The sequence below is a fragment of the Rhizobium sp. USDA 3886 genome, assembly GCF_056279785.1.
Genome location: NZ_JBWCDC010000003.1, coordinates 1,269,243 through 1,285,469 on the forward strand (window position 1 = coordinate 1,269,243; position 16,227 = coordinate 1,285,469).

Annotated in this window: 16 protein-coding genes and 1 pseudogene; 9 read left to right on the plus strand and 8 right to left on the minus strand. The window is 61.0% G+C overall.

Annotated features, from left to right (window positions below):
- Position 1: 1 nt before the first annotated feature.
- The gene (locus ACZ9BX_RS28970) at positions 2–151 is read left to right on the plus strand and encodes a hypothetical protein (RefSeq protein WP_165928173.1); all 150 of its coding nucleotides are present in this window, start codon (positions 2–4) and stop codon (positions 149–151) included.
- Here ACZ9BX_RS28970 and ACZ9BX_RS28975 read toward each other — a convergent pair.
- Entirely contained in the window at positions 148–1,335 is a 1,188-nt protein-coding gene (locus tag ACZ9BX_RS28975) for an acyl-CoA dehydrogenase (protein ID WP_476221654.1), read from the minus strand. The genes ACZ9BX_RS28970 and ACZ9BX_RS28975 overlap by 4 nt on opposite strands.
- A 160-nt stretch (positions 1,336–1,495) precedes the next feature.
- Here ACZ9BX_RS28975 and ACZ9BX_RS28980 point away from each other — a divergent pair, with 160 nt between their 5' ends.
- Complete coding sequence (locus ACZ9BX_RS28980; RefSeq protein ID WP_476221655.1) at positions 1,496–1,834, plus strand: cupin domain-containing protein; 339 nt, start codon at positions 1,496–1,498, stop codon at positions 1,832–1,834.
- Here ACZ9BX_RS28980 and ACZ9BX_RS28985 read toward each other — a convergent pair whose 3' ends face one another.
- Positions 1,835–2,779 (minus strand): LysR family transcriptional regulator, encoded by a 945-nt coding sequence (locus ACZ9BX_RS28985; RefSeq protein WP_087001636.1) that lies wholly within the window; start codon positions 2,777–2,779, stop codon positions 1,835–1,837.
- Between the two features lie 252 nt (positions 2,780–3,031).
- Here ACZ9BX_RS28985 and ACZ9BX_RS28990 point away from each other — a divergent pair, with 252 nt between their 5' ends.
- The 7 genes from ACZ9BX_RS28990 to mmsB are packed head-to-tail and all read left to right on the plus strand — an operon-like array spanning position 3,032 to position 10,112.
- Entirely contained in the window at positions 3,032–4,237 is a 1,206-nt protein-coding gene (locus ACZ9BX_RS28990) for an ABC transporter substrate-binding protein (protein WP_476221657.1), read from the plus strand.
- A 4-nt stretch (positions 4,238–4,241) separates the two neighbouring features.
- On the plus strand, positions 4,242–5,024 hold the full coding sequence (locus ACZ9BX_RS28995; RefSeq protein WP_132563203.1) for an ABC transporter ATP-binding protein: 783 nt from the start codon (positions 4,242–4,244) through the stop codon (positions 5,022–5,024).
- A complete protein-coding gene (locus tag ACZ9BX_RS29000) occupies positions 5,024–5,725 on the plus strand; it encodes an ABC transporter ATP-binding protein (protein ID WP_476221658.1) in 702 nt (233 codons plus the stop codon). The genes ACZ9BX_RS28995 and ACZ9BX_RS29000 overlap by 1 nt, the downstream gene beginning before the upstream one ends.
- A gap of 4 nt (positions 5,726–5,729) precedes the next feature.
- Entirely contained in the window at positions 5,730–6,617 is an 888-nt protein-coding gene (locus tag ACZ9BX_RS29005) for a branched-chain amino acid ABC transporter permease (RefSeq protein ID WP_476221659.1), read from the plus strand.
- Between the two features lies 1 nt (position 6,618).
- Positions 6,619–7,608 (plus strand): branched-chain amino acid ABC transporter permease, encoded by a 990-nt coding sequence (locus ACZ9BX_RS29010; RefSeq protein ID WP_087001640.1) that lies wholly within the window; start codon positions 6,619–6,621, stop codon positions 7,606–7,608.
- Between the two features lie 17 nt (positions 7,609–7,625).
- Positions 7,626–9,221, plus strand: coding sequence for a GMC family oxidoreductase (locus ACZ9BX_RS29015; protein WP_087001641.1), 1,596 nt, complete (start codon positions 7,626–7,628; stop codon positions 9,219–9,221).
- Positions 9,222–9,230: 9 nt separating this feature from the next.
- Positions 9,231–10,112: a 3-hydroxyisobutyrate dehydrogenase gene (gene mmsB, locus ACZ9BX_RS29020; RefSeq protein ID WP_087001642.1), complete on the plus strand. Its 882-nt coding sequence runs from the start codon at positions 9,231–9,233 to the stop codon at positions 10,110–10,112.
- Here the strand turns inward: mmsB and ACZ9BX_RS29025 are convergent, their stop codons facing one another.
- The 6 genes and pseudogenes from ACZ9BX_RS29025 to ACZ9BX_RS29050 form a co-directional block, all read right to left on the minus strand.
- Entirely contained in the window at positions 10,113–10,880 is a 768-nt protein-coding gene (locus tag ACZ9BX_RS29025; protein ID WP_476221662.1) for a fumarylacetoacetate hydrolase family protein, read from the minus strand.
- A gap of 82 nt (positions 10,881–10,962) precedes the next feature.
- On the minus strand, positions 10,963–12,336 hold the full coding sequence (locus tag ACZ9BX_RS29030) for an FGGY-family carbohydrate kinase (RefSeq protein WP_087001653.1): 1,374 nt from the start codon (positions 12,334–12,336) through the stop codon (positions 10,963–10,965).
- A gap of 5 nt (positions 12,337–12,341) precedes the next feature.
- Positions 12,342–12,662, minus strand: a complete 321-nt coding sequence (rhaM, locus tag ACZ9BX_RS29035) for an L-rhamnose mutarotase (RefSeq protein ID WP_027510969.1) — start codon at positions 12,660–12,662, stop codon at positions 12,342–12,344.
- Positions 12,659–13,669, minus strand: a complete 1,011-nt coding sequence (locus ACZ9BX_RS29040) for an ABC transporter permease (protein WP_132563217.1) — start codon at positions 13,667–13,669, stop codon at positions 12,659–12,661. The genes rhaM and ACZ9BX_RS29040 overlap by 4 nt, the downstream gene beginning before the upstream one ends.
- Positions 13,666–14,668, minus strand: a pseudogene (locus ACZ9BX_RS29045) (ABC transporter permease). The gene ACZ9BX_RS29040 and the pseudogene ACZ9BX_RS29045 overlap by 4 nt, the downstream one beginning before the upstream one ends.
- An 8-nt stretch (positions 14,669–14,676) precedes the next feature.
- Complete coding sequence (locus ACZ9BX_RS29050) at positions 14,677–16,212, minus strand: sugar ABC transporter ATP-binding protein (protein ID WP_476221664.1); 1,536 nt, start codon at positions 16,210–16,212, stop codon at positions 14,677–14,679.
- Between the last annotated feature and the right edge of the window lie 15 nt (positions 16,213–16,227).

Here is a 16,227-nt window from a genome sequence, read left to right on the forward strand (position 1 = left end):
AATGGACAAGGATCTTGCATTTCCGATCGCGATCGGCATTGCGCTTGGCGTGGGGCTCGGTGCCGTCTACGGCAACGTTGCGCTCGGCATCGTGGTTGGTGTGCTTGCTTCGGTCGCCTACACGCTCTGGCGCCGGAGGACGGGACGCTAGTTCGCGAAGGCCTGGATTCCCGTGATGGCGCGGCCGAGGATGAGCGCGTGGATGTCGTGCGTGCCCTCGTAGGTATTGACGACTTCGAGATTGACGAGGTGGCGGGCGACACCGAACTCGTCGGAGATGCCATTGCCGCCGAGCATGTCGCGGGCAGCGCGCGCAATGTCGAGCGCCTTGCCGCAGGAATTGCGCTTGAGGATCGAGGTGAGTTCCACCGGCGGGTGGCCTTCCTCCTTCATGCGGCCGAGCCTGAGGCACCCCTGCAGGCCGAGCGAAATCTCGGTTGCCATGTCGGCAAGCTTTTTCTGGATCAGTTGGTTGGCGGCCAGCGGCCGGTTGAACTGCTTGCGGTCGAGCGTGTATTGCCGCGCCGTCGCATAGCAGGCCTCTGCCGCACCGAGCGCGCCCCAGGCAATGCCGAAACGGGCGGAATTCAGGCAGGTGAACGGACCCTTCAGGCCCGTCACGTTCGGCAGCAGGTTTTCCTCCGGCACGAAGACCTCGTCGAGCAAGACCTCGCCGGTGATCGATGCGCGCAGCCCCACCTTGCCGTGGATGGCCGGTGCCGAAAGACCCTTCCAGCCCTTTTCCAGAATGAAGCCGCGGATCACGCCGTCCTCCGTCTTGGCCCAGACGATGAAGACGTCGGCGATCGGCGAATTGGAGATCCAAGTTTTGGTGCCCATGAGGCTGTAGCCGCCATCGACCTTTTTGGCGCGCGTCGCCATCGAGCCCGGATCGGAGCCGTGGTTCGGTTCGGTCAGCCCGAAGCAGCCAATCCGCTCGCCGGCTGCAAGCTTGGGCAGATATTTCTGTTTCTGCGCATCCGAGCCGAAGGCCTCGATCGGCACCATGACGAGCGACGACTGCACGCTCATCATCGAACGGTAGCCGCTGTCGACGCGCTCTACTTCGCGGGCGATCAGGCCGTAGGCGACATAACCCAAACCCGCTCCGCCGTATTCCGGAGCAATCGTCGGGCCGAGCAGGCCGAGTTCGCCCATTTCGCGGAAGATCGCCGGATCGGTCTTTTCATGGCGGAAGGCTTCGAGCACCCGGGGAGTGAGCTTCTCCTGCGCATAAGCGTGCGCTGTGTCCTGCACCATGCGCTCTTCGTCGGTCAGCTGCTCCACAAGCCGGAAGGGATCGGCCCAGTCGAAGGTTTCGCGGGTATGCTGCATGACGGTGTCTCCTCACCATTTTTCAGGCATGCCTGATCAAGCTGGCCATAACCCCGGGTAGGTTCGGCGTCAATCGGGAGGAATATAGCGGATGGGCTCTTTTCAAACAGGTTTCGATGTTCCAACTTGCCGTCCAAAGGAATCGAATGAGGAGGCGAAAATGACATCGAGCGCTCTTTTCGTGCATGCCGAAGGCGCTGACTGGATCAGCCCTGAGCCGGGCGTCACGCGCCGCATCATGGTCTACCTACCGGAAATGATGATGGTGGAAGTCGCCTTCGAAAAGGACGCGATCGGTGCTGCCCATTCCCATCCGCATATCCAGGCAAGCTACGTCGCCGAAGGCACCTTTGCGGTTACCATCGACGGCAAGACCGAAGTCCTGAAACAGGGCGGCAGCTTCATCGTGCCGCCGAACCTCGTTCACGGCGTCACGGCGCTGGAGAAGGGGCGGCTGATCGACACCTTCACGCCGCACCGCGCCGAATTCCTGAAATAGTCATCCGGCCTTTCGGCCGGAATGCATTGCGGCCGCAAATGGCGGAATGAACCGCGCGTCCTCGCCTTTCACGGCCTCGCGCAGAAAGTCGATGACGGCGCGCACGCGTGGCGCTTGTCTCATATCCTGGTGACAAGTGACCCAGTAGTTCCGGCAGAGGTCCACCTCGTCCGGCAGGACGCGCACCAGCTCCGGATAAAGGCTTGCGAAGAAATAGGGAAGCACGCAAAGCCCCAGGCCGTTTCGCGTCGCCGTCAGCTGCGCAAAGATGCTGGAACTCTGGAACTGCGGCTTGATGCGCGGATGGACGTCGCCGAGATAATCAAGTCCCGGCGCAAAGATCATCTCTTCGATATAGCTGATGAAGGGATGGTTGAGCAGGTCGTCGCGACAGGTAACCGGCGGGTTTTTGGCAAGATAATCCCGCGAACCGTAAACCTGCAGATGGTAGTCGGTCAGCTTCTCGGAAAAATACGGTCCGCCCTTGGGTTCGTCCAATACGACGGTAATGTCGGCCTCCTTGCGCGACAGCGACATGATCTGCTGGATCGTCACCAATTCGAGCGACAGATGCGGGTGGTGTGCTGCGAATTTCGGCAGCACGCTCGCAAAGAAGAAATTCGCAAAGCCTTCCGGCGCGCTGAGTCGCACGACGCCTCGCTGCGTCATCGAGCCTGCGGCAAGATCGGCACGTAGGCGCTCGGTCTCCTGCTCCATCTTTTCGGCGGTGTCCACGAAACGCGTGCCCATCGCCGTCAGCACGTAGCCGCGCGGGTTGCGCTCGAAGAGCTTGACCTTGAGAGCGAATTCCAGCCTGTCGATGCGCCGTGAGACGGTGGCGTGGCTGCTGCGCAGTTGCCTTGCAGCCGTCGAGAGCTGGCCGGTGCGCGCCACCGCTAGAAAAAACTGCAGGTCGTCCCAAGTAAATTGTGGAGGATTGCTCATGCGGCGTCACGCATCCATCTACGTCTTTGGTCCAATCGTCGATGGCTGCACAAGATCGGAAAGCGCCCTAGGTTTCGTTCTCACGCAGTTCTGTTCAAAAACGAACAGATACTGTTTGCAATTAATTGTAAACCGCCCGTTGCCTCAACGCGGAATTTCCGTGATCGTAGGCGTAGCGTCGGCTGGTTGAGGAGAACCGCTGGCCAATTTTGAACAGACTCGCGATCTGGCCATCTCTGGGAGGAGAGACATATGCGAAAGAATCTCATTGCGTCCGTGGCATTCCTGCTTGCCAGCAGCACCGCGGTACTCGCCGACGGTGCTTCCGACGGAAAGGTGAAGATCGGCATCCTGAACGATCAATCCGGCGTTTATGCCGATTTCGGCGGCAAGTGGTCCGTCGAAGCCGCCAACATGGCGGCTGAAGATTTTGGCGGCAAGGTGCTTGACGCTCCGATCGAGATCGTCGACGCCGACCATCAGAACAAGCCGGACATCGCATCGAACATCGCCCGCCAATGGTACGATACCGAACAGGTGGACGCGATCATGGAACTGACGACCTCGTCGGTCGCGCTTGCTGTCCAGGCAATCGGCAAAGAGAAGAAGAAGATCGATATCGTCACGGGTGCCGCGACGACGGATCTGACGGGCAAGGCCTGTTCGCCCTACGGCTTCCACTGGGCCTATGACACGCATGCACTTGCCGTCGGCACCGGGGGCGCGCTTGTCAAGCAGGGCGGCGACAGCTGGTTCTTCCTGACGGCCGACTACGCATTCGGCTATTCGCTGGAGAAACAGGGGAGCGATTTCGTGAAGGCCAATGGCGGTACCGTCGTCGGTGCCGTGCGCCATCCGCTCGCCAGCCAGGATTTCTCGTCCTTCCTGCTGCAGGCTCAATCCTCCGGCGCCAAGGTCGTCGGCCTTGCCAATGCAGGCCTCGATACGGCGAATGCCATCAAGCAGGCGGCTGAATTCGGCATCACGCAGGGTGGCCAGCGATTGGCCGCGCTTCTCTTCACGCTCGCTGAGGTTCACGGCCTCGGCCTCGAGGCGGCGCAGGGCCTGACGCTGACGGAAGGCTATTATTGGAACCTGGACGAGGAGAGCCGCGCCTTCGGGAAGAAATACTTCGAGCGCACCGGCAGGATGCCGAACATGACCCATGCCGGCACCTACTCGGCCGTGCTTCAGTACCTGAAAGCCATCCAGAAGGCCGGCACGGACGAAACGGACGCTGTTGCCAAGCAATTGCACGAGATGCCGGTGGACGACGTCTTTGGCCGCGGCGGCACCGTCGGGCCGAACGGCCGCATGATCCACGACATGTACCTTTTGCAGGTGAAGAAGCCGGACGAAAGCAAGGAACCTTGGGACTACTTCAACGTTCTCGCCACCATCCCCGGCAAGGACGCCTATATCGATCCCGCCAAGAGCGGCTGCGATCTGGTGAAATAAGCTGATGGCGGTCTCCGCAACACAAACGAATGCGACGCCGCGGGTGGTCCTGTCCGCCCGCGGCCTTCGCAAGGATTTCGGCGGCTTCACGGCCGTCAAGAATGTCGATCTCGATGTGCATGACGCAAGCGTCCATGCACTCATCGGGCCGAACGGCGCGGGCAAGACGACGGTCTTCAACCTGCTGACCAAGTTCCTGCAGCCGACGCACGGCACGATCACGCTCATGGGCACGGACATCACCCGGACGCCGCCCGACAAGGTGGCGCGCATGGGGCTGGTGCGCTCGTTCCAGATTTCGGCGGTCTTCCCGCATCTGTCGGTGCTCGACAATGTGCGTGTCGCCCTGCAACGGCCGAACAATCTCTCCACGCAATTCTGGCGGCCGGTGTCGGCGCTCGATCGCCTGAACAATCGTGCCGAGCAGCTGCTCGCAAGCGTCGGGCTTTCCAAGGAGCGGGACCAAATCGCTGCCGATCTCTCCTACGGCCGCAAGCGCGTGCTGGAGATCGCCACGACGCTCGCGCTCGACCCGAAGGTACTGCTGCTCGACGAGCCGATGGCAGGCATGGGGCGGGAGGACGTCAGCGTCGTTTCGGCCATCATCCGCGAGGTTGCCCGCGACCGCGCGGTGTTGATGGTGGAGCACAATCTCTCCGTCGTCGCCAATATCTGTCAGCAGGTGACCGTGCTCCAGCGTGGCGAAATCCTCGCCGAGGGCGATTATGCGACCGTCAGCCAGGACCCGCGCGTCCGCGAGGCCTATATGGGCACGGAGGAAGGTTGATGGCTACCCTTCTGGACGTTCAGGGCCTTAATGCCTGGTATGGCGAAAGCCACGTCCTGCACGGCGTCGACATGCGCGTCGGCGAGGGTGAGACGATCACCATCCTCGGCCGCAACGGCGTCGGCAAGACGACCACACTGCGCACGATCACCGGCATTGTCCGGGCCCGCAAAGGCAAGATCAGCTTTGGTGGAGCGGACATGATGCAGGTGCCGCTGCACAAGACGGCGCACAAGGGCATCGGCTTCGTGCCCGAGGAGCGCGGCATTTTTTCGACACTAACGGTCTCGGAAAACCTGCTTCTGCCGCCGGTTGTTGCCGAGGGCGGCATGAGCCTCGACGAGATCTACGAGCTTTTCCCGAATCTCTACGAGCGCCGCGCGAGCTCTGGAACCAAGCTTTCCGGCGGCGAACAGCAGATGCTGGCGATCGCCCGCGTTCTGCGCACCGGCGTCAAGATGCTGCTGCTCGACGAGCCGACGGAAGGTCTGGCGCCGGTCATCGTCCAGCGTATCGGCGAGGTGTTGAAGAAGCTGAAGGAGCGCGGCATGACCATTCTCCTTGTCGAGCAGAACTTCCGGTTTGCAAGCCGTATTGCCGACCGTTTCTATCTGATGGATCATGGGCAGATGGTCGCCGATTTCCCGGTTGGCGAACTGCCGCAGCGGATGGATACGCTGCACAGGGTCTTGGGAGTGTGATGCCATGACGATGATCTTCGGCATTCCCGTTCAGGCGCTTCTCGGCCAATTGCTGATCGGCCTCATCAACGGCTCCTTCTACGCGCTTTTGAGTCTCGGCCTTGCGATCATTTTCGGGCTGTTGCGCGTCATCAACTTTGCGCATGGCGCGCAGTACATGCTGGGTGCCTTCGTCGCTTATCTGATGCTTGCCTATGGTGGTATCGGCTACTGGCCGGCGCTTATTCTCGCCCCGGTTGCTGTTGGCCTGTTCGGCGCCGTCGTGGAACGGCTCTTCCTGCGGCGGCTCTATGACCTCGATCCGCTCTACGGCCTGCTCTTCACCTTCGGCATGGCGCTGGCGATCGAAGGGACCTTCCGCTATCTCTACGGCTCTTCCGGCCAGCCCTACGCTACGCCGGCAGCACTTGCAGGGGGAACCAACCTCGGTTTCATGTTCCTGCCGATCTATCGCGGCTGGGTGATCGTCATGTCACTGGTGGTCTGCATCGGCACCTGGCTTCTCATCGAGAAGACCAAGCTCGGAGCCTATCTCCGCGCGGCGACGGAAAATACCGTGCTGGTGCAGGTTTTCGGCGTCAACGTGCCGCTGCTCCTGACTCTGACCTACGCGCTCGGCGCCGGTCTTGCAGCTTTTGCCGGCGTGCTGGCGGCGCCAATTTACCAGGTCTCGCCGCTGATGGGATCGAACATCATCATTGTCGTCTTCGCCGTGGTGGTCGTCGGCGGCATGGGCTCGATTATGGGGGCGATCGTCACCGGCTATATGCTGGGCATTGCGGAGGGTCTCACCAAGGTTTTCTATCCGGAAGCGTCGAACATCGTGATCTTCGTGATCATGGCGATCGTACTTCTCGTCAGGCCCGCGGGCCTCTTCGGCCGGGATGCGTAAGATGACGGACATCACCGAAACCATTCGTGCAGAAAAGAGCCGCACCGCACTGTCGGTACAGGCAGGCTTCTTGATCATCGGCCTTTTGCTTCTGCTGCTCGCGCCGTACTTCTTCTATCCGATCTTCCTGATGAAGCTCCTGTGCTTTGCGCTCTTTGCCTGCGCCTTCAACCTGCTCCTCGGCTACACCGGGCTGCTATCCTTCGGGCATGCCACCTTCTTCGGCGGGGCGGCCTATTTCACCGCCTATACGGTGAAATCCTGGGGCTTCCCGCCGGAGCTCGGCATCCTTACGGGCGTCGTGGGTGCGGCGCTCCTCGGTCTCGTCATGGGATATCTCGCTATTCGCCGTCAGGGCATCTATTTCGCGATGATCACGCTGGCGCTTTCGCAGATGTTCTTCTTCTTTTGCCTGCAGGCGGAATTCACTGAGGGCGAGGACGGCATCCAGTCCGTGCCGCGGGGGCATCTCTTCGGCTTCATCGACCTGAACAATTCGACCAACATGTATTATTTCGTGCTGGCAATCTTCATCATCGGCATGCTTCTGATCTGGCGTTTCATCCATTCGCCCTTCGGCATGATCCTGAAATCGATCCGCGAGAACGAGAACCGGGCGATATCGCTCGGCTATTCGGTGGCGCATTACAAGCTCGGCGCCTTCGTGATGTCGGCGGCCCTTGCCGGGCTGGCTGGGGCGTTGAAATCGCTGGTCTTCCAGTTCGCGACGCTGACGGACGTCGCCTGGCAGATGTCGGGCGAGGTGATCTTAATGACGCTTCTTGGCGGCATAGGCACGTTGATTGGCCCGATCTTCGGGGCAGGGCTCGTTGTGACACTGCAGAATTATCTCGCGACCTCGGAATTCCCGGTCACGATCATCACCGGCGTCGTCTTCATGATCTGCGTGCTGATCTTCCGTCGCGGCATCGTCGGCGAGTTCTACGCTTCGTGGGTCGGCCGGAAACTGGGCTTCGTATATCGCCGTTGAACGGCCGGTGACATCAGATGGATCGTTACGACTATATCATCATCGGCGCAGGCAGCGCGGGCTGCGTGCTGGCCAACCGCCTGTCCGAAGACCGCAATCGCCGCGTGCTGCTGCTGGAAGCCGGTGGCAGCGACAACTACTACTGGATCCATATTCCGGTCGGCTATCTCTATTGCATCAACAATCCGCGCACCGACTGGTGCTTTACGACAGCACCGGAGGAAGGGTTGAACGGCCGGGCCTTGGGTTATCCCCGCGGCAAGGTGCTCGGCGGCTGCTCTTCGATCAACGGCATGATCTACATGCGTGGCCAGGCGCGCGACTATGACCTTTGGCGGCAGATGGGGTGTGCCGGCTGGAACTGGGATGACGTCCTGCCGTTCTTCCGCAAATCGGAGGATCATTACCGCGGTGCAGACGCAATCCATGGTGCCGGCGGCGAATGGCGCGTGGAGAAGGCGCGGGTACGCTGGGCCGTGCTCGATGCCTTCCAGCAGGCGGCAAGGGAAGCTGGTATTCCGATGACGGAGGATTTCAACCGCGGCAGCAACGAGGGCTCCGGCTATTTCGACGTCAACCAGCGCTCCGGCATTCGATGGAACACGGCAAAGGCCTTCCTGCGGCCGGCGATGAAGCGCGCCAATCTAACGGTTTTGACCAAGGCGCAAGTGCGGCGGCTGCTTGTGGAGGAGGGAGCCATTTCCGGCGTCGAGTTCCAGCATGACGGCATCGCGAAGCGCGCTTACGCCACCAGGGAGACAGTGCTTTCGGCTGGCTCCATCGGCTCGCCGCATATCCTGGAGCTTTCCGGCATCGGCCGCGGCGAGGTCCTGAAGAATGCCGGCGTCGACGTCGTTACCGAGGTCAAGGGCGTCGGCGAGAACCTGCAGGACCATCTGCAGCTTCGCCTCGCCTATAAGGTCACCGGTGTGCCGACGCTGAATGAGAAGGCAACGAAGCTGATCGGCAAGGCAGCAATCGGGCTCGAATATCTCATCCGCCGCTCAGGGCCGATGGCCATGGCGCCGAGCCAGCTTGGCATCTTCACGCGCTCAGGGCCTGACAAGGAGACGCCCGACCTGCAATATCACGTGCAGCCGGTCTCGCTCGACAAGTTCGGCGATCCGGTGCACGCCTTTCCAGCGATCACTGCAAGCGTTTGCAACCTGAGGCCGGAGAGCCGCGGCTCCGTCCATCTTGCGAGCCCGGATTTCGCCGCGCAGCCGACGATTGCGCCGAAATACCTCTCGACGGAGCGTGATCGCGACATCGCTGTTCGATCGATAAGGCTGACGCGGCGGATCGTTTTGCAGCCATCCTTCGCGCGCTTCAAGCCGGAGGAATTCAAACCCGGCCCCTCCTATCAGACGGAGGCCGACCTGGAGCGGGCGGCGGGCGACATCGGCACGACGATATTCCATCCGGTCGGCACCTGCCGGATGGGCGCAGACAAGGACAGCGTTGTTGATCCGCGGCTCAAGCTGCGCGCGCTCGGCAAGCTCAGGATCGCAGATGCCTCCATCATGCCGTCCATCACGTCAGGCAATACGAATTCGCCGACGATCATGATCGCCGAAAAGGCTGCCGCAATGATCCTCGAGGACAACAGATAGGAGGCCAGCATGGCACGGATCGCATTTATCGGGCTCGGCAATATGGGCGGACCGATGGCGGCAAATCTCGTCAAGGCCGGGCATGAGGTGACGGGTTTTGATCTTGCTGCGCCAGTTCTCAAGGCGGCGGAGGAAACCGGCGTGAAGCCTGCGGGCCACATCAGCCAGGCGGTGGCCAATGCCGAGATCGTCGTCACGATGCTGCCGCAGGGCAAACATGTGCTGACGGCCTGGCCAGACATTCTCGCTTCCATTCCTGCAGGAACACTGGTGATCGACTGCTCGACGATCGATGTCGAAAGTGCTCGCAAGGCCCATGCGATGGCCAAAACCGCAGGCTGCCTCTCGCTCGACGCTCCCGTCTCCGGCGGAACCGGCGGGGCAGCGGCCGGTACGCTGACCTTCATGGCGGGCGGTTCAAAAGAGAGTTTCGCCAAGGCAAAACCGATCCTCGAAGCCATGGGCAAGAAGATCGTCCACTGCGGCGAAGCGGGTGCTGGGCAGGCGGCCAAGATCTGCAACAATATGATCCTCGGTATCTCAATGATCGGTGTTTGCGAAGCTTTCGTGCTGGCGGAAAAACTCGGCCTTTCGCATCAGGCGCTCTTTGATGTTGCCTCGACCTCGTCCGGCCAGTGCTGGTCGATCAACACCTATTGCCCGGTGCCGGGTCCGGTACCGACCTCGCCGGCAAACAACGGTTACAAGCCAGGATTTGCCGCTGCTCTGATGCTGAAGGATCTGCGGCTGTCGCAGGAGGCCGCACTTTCAAGCGGCGCATCGACCCCGCTCGGCGCCGAAGCCGCGCAGCTTTATGCGCTCTTCGAAAAGCAGGGCAATGGCGGAAGGGACTTCTCCGCCATCATCGAGATGTTTCGCAGCAAAGTCTGATTATTTCGCGACGAGCGAGAGGTGAAGCCTACTGGCCTCGCCAAGGAGGATATCGATCTCGCCCGGCGAAGCGAGTTCGATCGCGCCGCAAAGGGTGCCTGTGGTGATCAACGCGCCGGCCTTCAGCGAGCTTTCCGGCCGAAACCTGTCATTGGCGTAGCCGACAAGCCAGGTGAGCACGTCGCCTTTCGGATGCTGCGCCGGGGCGTCGTAGATCGGTTGTCCGTTGAAGGTAACTTTCACCTGTGTTCCGGTTGCCGTATCGATCAGCGTCTTCGGCATGGCCGGGCCGAGCACATAGCCGCAGTTGCCGAGGCGATCGGCGAGGAAGAGGAAAAAGGAGAGCCTGCCGCTTTCCTCGATGGCGGAAGCCAGGAGTTCGGCGCCGAGATGGACAGTCGCAACCGCATCGGCGACTTCGGCGCGACTGTAGCTGCTTTCGCGGATCGCAAGATCCTTGCCGAGACGAACGGCAATCTCCGCTTCAAACTTCATGCCCTTCGCCCAGGGGATTTGGGCACCGGAATCGGTTTCCACATAGGGATGGAGCGGCGCCGTCACGGCCTGGCCATCCGGCGAAGCGGCCACTTTCCAGGCATTGCTGGTGATGCCTTCTTCGGCGGCGAGGAAATTCTGCGCATCCATGGCGTGGCGGAGATCGGCGGGAAGCGCGAAACTGGCAGTCGGCGCCAGTTTGCCGGCATTGTGGAGACTGCGAAGCCGCGCGGCAAGGGCACGCGGATCGAAGACCGCGTTTGAATCCATCATGATGTTTCCTCCACCTGATTTTGAACGATCCAACATTAGCTGCCGGCCTTGGGCGAGGTAAAGGGCGCGGATGAAAAGACTGCTATTCCATCGCTGCGTGCCAGGTGTGGCGATAGTTTTTCAGGCCGGCAATCGCAGCTGGCGTGAAACGCCTTTCCGGACCGGGTGTGGGTCTGATGCCGGTGAGCAGTGCGGCGCCTTGACTGGTGCCGGTCGATCCCGGCAGGGCAATCACGTCACGCCCCGTCAGTGCTGCGAGAACCTTGAGATACGTCTCGTTCAGCGCGAACGGCCCTTCGACGATGACAGGCCCCTTGGCGCCGATCAAGCCGAAGCAGGCCTCGGTCATCAAGGCGAGGTAGAGGCACATGGCGGCGTAGCGTTCCGCAGGGCTTGCCCTATCGGCATTCAGCCAGCGTCCTTGGCGGCCGGGGAAGGGGCCGGAGCCGGTGGCGACATTCGGCAGCAACATCAGGTTTCCCGCAACGACGGGGCCGAGAGCTGCCGCAACGTCCTCTGGCGGAACACTGCCGATTTCTGTGGAAAGAATCTCGAACTCACGGCCCCCCATGAAGCGGGAGGACGGCACAGCGCGGCCATAGGCATCGACATTGGCAAGCGCATCGCGCTTCGGGTCGAGATGGGTAAGGTCGCCGCCGACGCCGAAATTGACAACCCACGTGCCCGTCGAGACAACCGCAAAGGGCGCCTGGCGCGCAACGAGATGCGGAAGCAGCGAGGCATTGGAGTCGTGGATGCCACAATAGACCGGGATATCGGCAGCGATTTCGATGCCGCGAGCGATCTCCGGCAAGACGGGACCGAGCGCCTCAAAGGCCGAATGGATGGGCGCCATGAGATCGCGGACGCCGAGCGTATCGACCAGCGAGGAATATTCACCTGCCTTCGGATTCCAGAGATCCGTGTGGCAGCCAAGCGAGGTCAGCTCATTCGCCGTAACGCCCGTCAGCCGTGCCGCCCAATATTGAGGATAGGTGACGATGGTTGCCACCTTCGCGAATTCCCGCGGAAAGGCCGTTTTCTGATAGTGAAGCTGGGCGCCGACATTCAGCCCCATCGACTGGCGCGGCGAATAGGTCTCCTCGAAGGGTGGGCGCAGCGCGCTATAAGCCTCTCGGATCTCTTGCAGATATTCGTGCTCGTAATCGAGAACCGGCATGGCGAGCTTGCCATCGGCGCCGATGAGCGCTGCCGACGCGCCGTGTGTCGTGATCGAAATCGCATCGAAGCCCGGCGCCGTCGCGAAAGACTTCAATGCATCGAGCGCGAAGGCCCATAAGCCGTCGATATCATAATGCGGATAGATGCCGGACCTGACGACCGTATTCGCCGTCTTTGCGGCTGCGATTTCCGTGCCGGTTTGGCTGTCGAGCACGACGACTTTCGCATTCGTCTTGCCGATATCGAGAACGGCGATGCGGCTGTAATCGGGCATGTTGTTCATGGCATGTGGAAGACGGTGACCAGATCGCTCTGAACCGGTGAATTGTCCGGGTTGGTTTCCATGATGTCGGCCATATGCGCCCACCACTTCTTCATGATGGGATGCTCTGGCAGGCTTGCCATCGTGTGATCTTTCGGCCGCGTCAGCACGCCGAACAGCGTGTTCGTCTCGCGGTCGAGATGGATCGAATAATCGCTGGCGCCGGAATGATGCAGCAGCTCGATAAGTTCCGGCCAGATCTCGTTGTGCCGTTTCTTGTACTCGGCTTCCATGCCCGGGTTGAGCTTCATCTTGAAGGCGTGTTTTTCGAGGGTCATTTGGAGCTCATGGCTTTGATACGGCGGGCGACGATCGGAATGGCAATCGTGATGATGAGCAGCAGGCCGATGAAGATCGACATGACGATGCCCGGAACATTGAGCAGGCCGAGGCCGAACGTAACGAGACCCATGACGAAGGCGGCGATGACGACACCGCCGATCGTGCCGGAGCCGCCGAGGATCGAGACGCCGCCGAGCACGACCATGGTGACGACTTCGAGCTCCCAGCCCTGCGCAATCGAGGGACGGGTGGATCCGAGGCGCGAGGTGAGGCACACGGCAGCGACGCCGCTCATGACGCCTGTCAGCATGAACAGGATGAATTTCACGCGCTCGACCGGTATGCCGGAAAAGCGGGCGGCGAAATCGTTGTTGCCGATCGTATAGACCTGACGGCCGAAGTTCGTGGCGTGCAGCAGGATTGCAAAAAGGATCGCCAGCACGATGAACAAAACGAACTCGAAGGAGAACACCCAGACGACATAGCCTTGGCCGAAATAGGCGAAATCGGCGGGGTATTTGCCATAGGCCTGGTCGCCGAGCACGATATAGGAAACGCCGCGGAAGAGGCTCATCGTGCCGATGGTGACGACGATTGACGGCAGTTTCAGCGCAGAGACGAGGACGCCGTTGAAAAGCCCACAGACGAGACCGGTGCCGATACCGATCAGGACGAGGCCCGGTGTGCCGATGCCAGCCTGAGCGGCCCAACCCATGGCGGTCGAGGCAAGCGCGATGATGGCGGCTACCGAAAGGTCGATCTCGCCGGCAATGACGAGCAACGCCATGGCGAAGGCGATCATCGCCTTTTCGGTGAAGTTGAAGGTCGCGTCCGAGAGGTTCCAGGCATTCAGGAAGTAGGGCGATGCCATGGAATTGAAGATGAAGATGGCGATGGCAACGCCGAAGAGCAGCACTTCCCAGCTGGCCATGATGCGGCGGAGCGGCGTGCCGAGACGATCGGGAATGACGCGTTTTTCGATTGGGGCGGAAACGGTGCTCATGCGGTCACCTCGGCTGGAGTTTCTGCGGCTGCCTTGTCGCGTAGGATGATGCGCCCGCGGCTGCGTTCGCGCCGGGCATTGAAGACGAACGGCGAGGATGATGACGGTGCCGGAGATCGCCATCTGCGTGAAGGGCGAGATGCCGATAACGGGAAGCGCGTTCTTGATGACGCCGAGGAAGAGAGCTCCGAGAACGGTACCAATGACCGAGCCGACGCCACCGGCAATCGAAATGCCGCCGATGACGCAGGCCGCCACACTGTCGAGTTCGAAGCCGCTGGCGATATCGACATAGGCGACGGCGTAGCGCGAGACCCAAAGATAGCTCGCAAGGCCGGCGAGCGCACCGGACAGCACGAAGGCGAGGAACTTCGTCCAGCCTGTATCGATGCCTGCATAGACGGCCGCCGTCGGATTGCCGCCGGTCGCATAGGCCGAGCGGCCGAACTGGGTGTATTTCAGCAGCATATACATCAGCAGCACGATGACGATGCCTACCCAGCCGAGAACGGGCAGGCCGAGGATCAGCGTGCGCGGCACGGAAAGGAACGTCGGCGTCATCTGGTGGGCGTTCACCCAGGCGCCGCCGGAGAGCACGAAGGCCATGCCGCGATAGATCGTCAGTGTTCCGAGCGTGACGACGATCGGCGGAATTTCAAGCGCCCAGACAAGAAAGCCATTGATCGCACCGAGGCAGGCGCCGATCGCAATCGCTGCAAGGATCAGGACGACCAGCGGCAAATCGGGATAGGCGGCATTCATCATCGCGATCGCCATGCCGGTGAAGGCAAGGTTGGCGGCGACCGAAAGGTCGATGGATTTCGTCAGGATCACAGTCATCTGCGCCAGCGCCAGAATGATGAGGATCGACGTATCGTTGAAGATGCCCGCGAGGTTCGAAGGCGTCGCAAAATCTGCCGCGCGCGTCGAAAAGACCGCAATCATCACGACGATGATGAGGAAAAGCAGTGTTTCGCGTTTTCTGATCAGTCTTGCCATGTTTTGCCTCATGCATTTCCGGTCGCTGCGCGCACCAGTGTCTCCGGTGAAAGCTCTGCTCGCGCAAAGAGGCCGGCCGACAACCCTTCCTTCATCACCAGCACCCGGTCCGACATGCCGATGATTTCCGGCAGTTCGGAGGAGATCATGATGATCGAAAGGCCTTCCGCGGCGAGTTCGCTGATGAAGCCGTGGACGGCAGCCTTGGAACCGATATCGATGCCCTTGGTCGGCTCGTCGAGGATGATGACCTTGGGCTTCGTCGCCAGCCACTTGCCGATGACGACTTTCTGCTGGTTGCCGCCTGACAGTGTGCCGACAGGGACGGAGAGGGCGGCGGCGCGAAGGTCCAGGCGCTCGGCATATTTGCGGGCGAGCGCAAATTCGTTGGCGGCTTTGAGGAAGCCCTTGCGCGAGGTGCGCGTCAGCGACGGCAATGTCATGTTCTGGTAGATCGGCATCGGCAGCGCCAGACCGTGGCGGCCGCGCTCTTCCGGCACATAGACGATGCCGGCGCGTATGGCATCATGAGGAGAGGCGATCGACAGCTCCTTGCCGTCGAGTATGAGTTTGCCGGAGAGCGGCTTGGTGATGCCGAAGAGCGATTGGCAAAGTTCCGAGCGTCCGGCGCCGATCAGGCCATAGACGCCGAGAATTTCGCCCTTGCGGAGAGTGAAGGAAATATCGCGGAATTCCGTGCGGTGACAGTAATTCTGGACGTCGAGGACCGGGCCGCCGATCTGCACCGGAAACTTGGGAAACACGTTCTCGACATCGCGGCCGACCATGAGCTTCACGATCGCGTCCTGCGGCGTTTCCTTAAGCCTGCCGTTTCCGACGGCGCGGCCGTCGCGGAAGACAACGAAGTTGTCGGCGATCTCGTAGAGTTCGTCGAACTTGTGGCTGATGAAAAGGATCGCCTTGCCCTTTTCCTTCAGGCCCTGGACGATGCGGAAGAGATCGTCGATTTCCTTACGGGAAAGGGCGGCCGTCGGCTCGTCCATGATGACGATTCGGGCCTCGATCGAAAGCGCGCGGGCGATCGCCACCAGATGGCGCTGCGCGATCGAGAGGTCCTTCAGCCGGATCGTCGGATCGATATTGCTTTCGAGTGAGGTCAGCAGCTCCTTCGAGCGGCTGTTCATTTGCTTCCAGTCGATCGTGCGGAATTTTGTGCGCGGCGCATGGCCGAGGAAGATGTTTTCGGCAACCGTCAACTCGTCGAAGAGGACAGTTTCCTGATGGATGGCCGTGACGCCCGCATCGATTGCGGCCTGCGCGCTTGCAAAGGTGACTGGGTGGCCGTCGACGATGATTTCGCCTTCGTTCGGCCTGTAGATGCCGGTCAGGATCTTGACGAGCGTGGATTTGCCCGCGCCGTTTTCGCCGATCAGCGCCGTCACCCTGCCGGGATAGAGCGCGATGCTGACATTGTCGAGCGCCTTTACGCCGGGAAAGATCTGCGAGATGCCCCGCATTTCGAGGATGGCCTGCGCATCTGCGGCCTTGCGGTCCGTGACGGGTTGTTGAAGGGCAGTGTTCATCAGCGCGTTACCGGT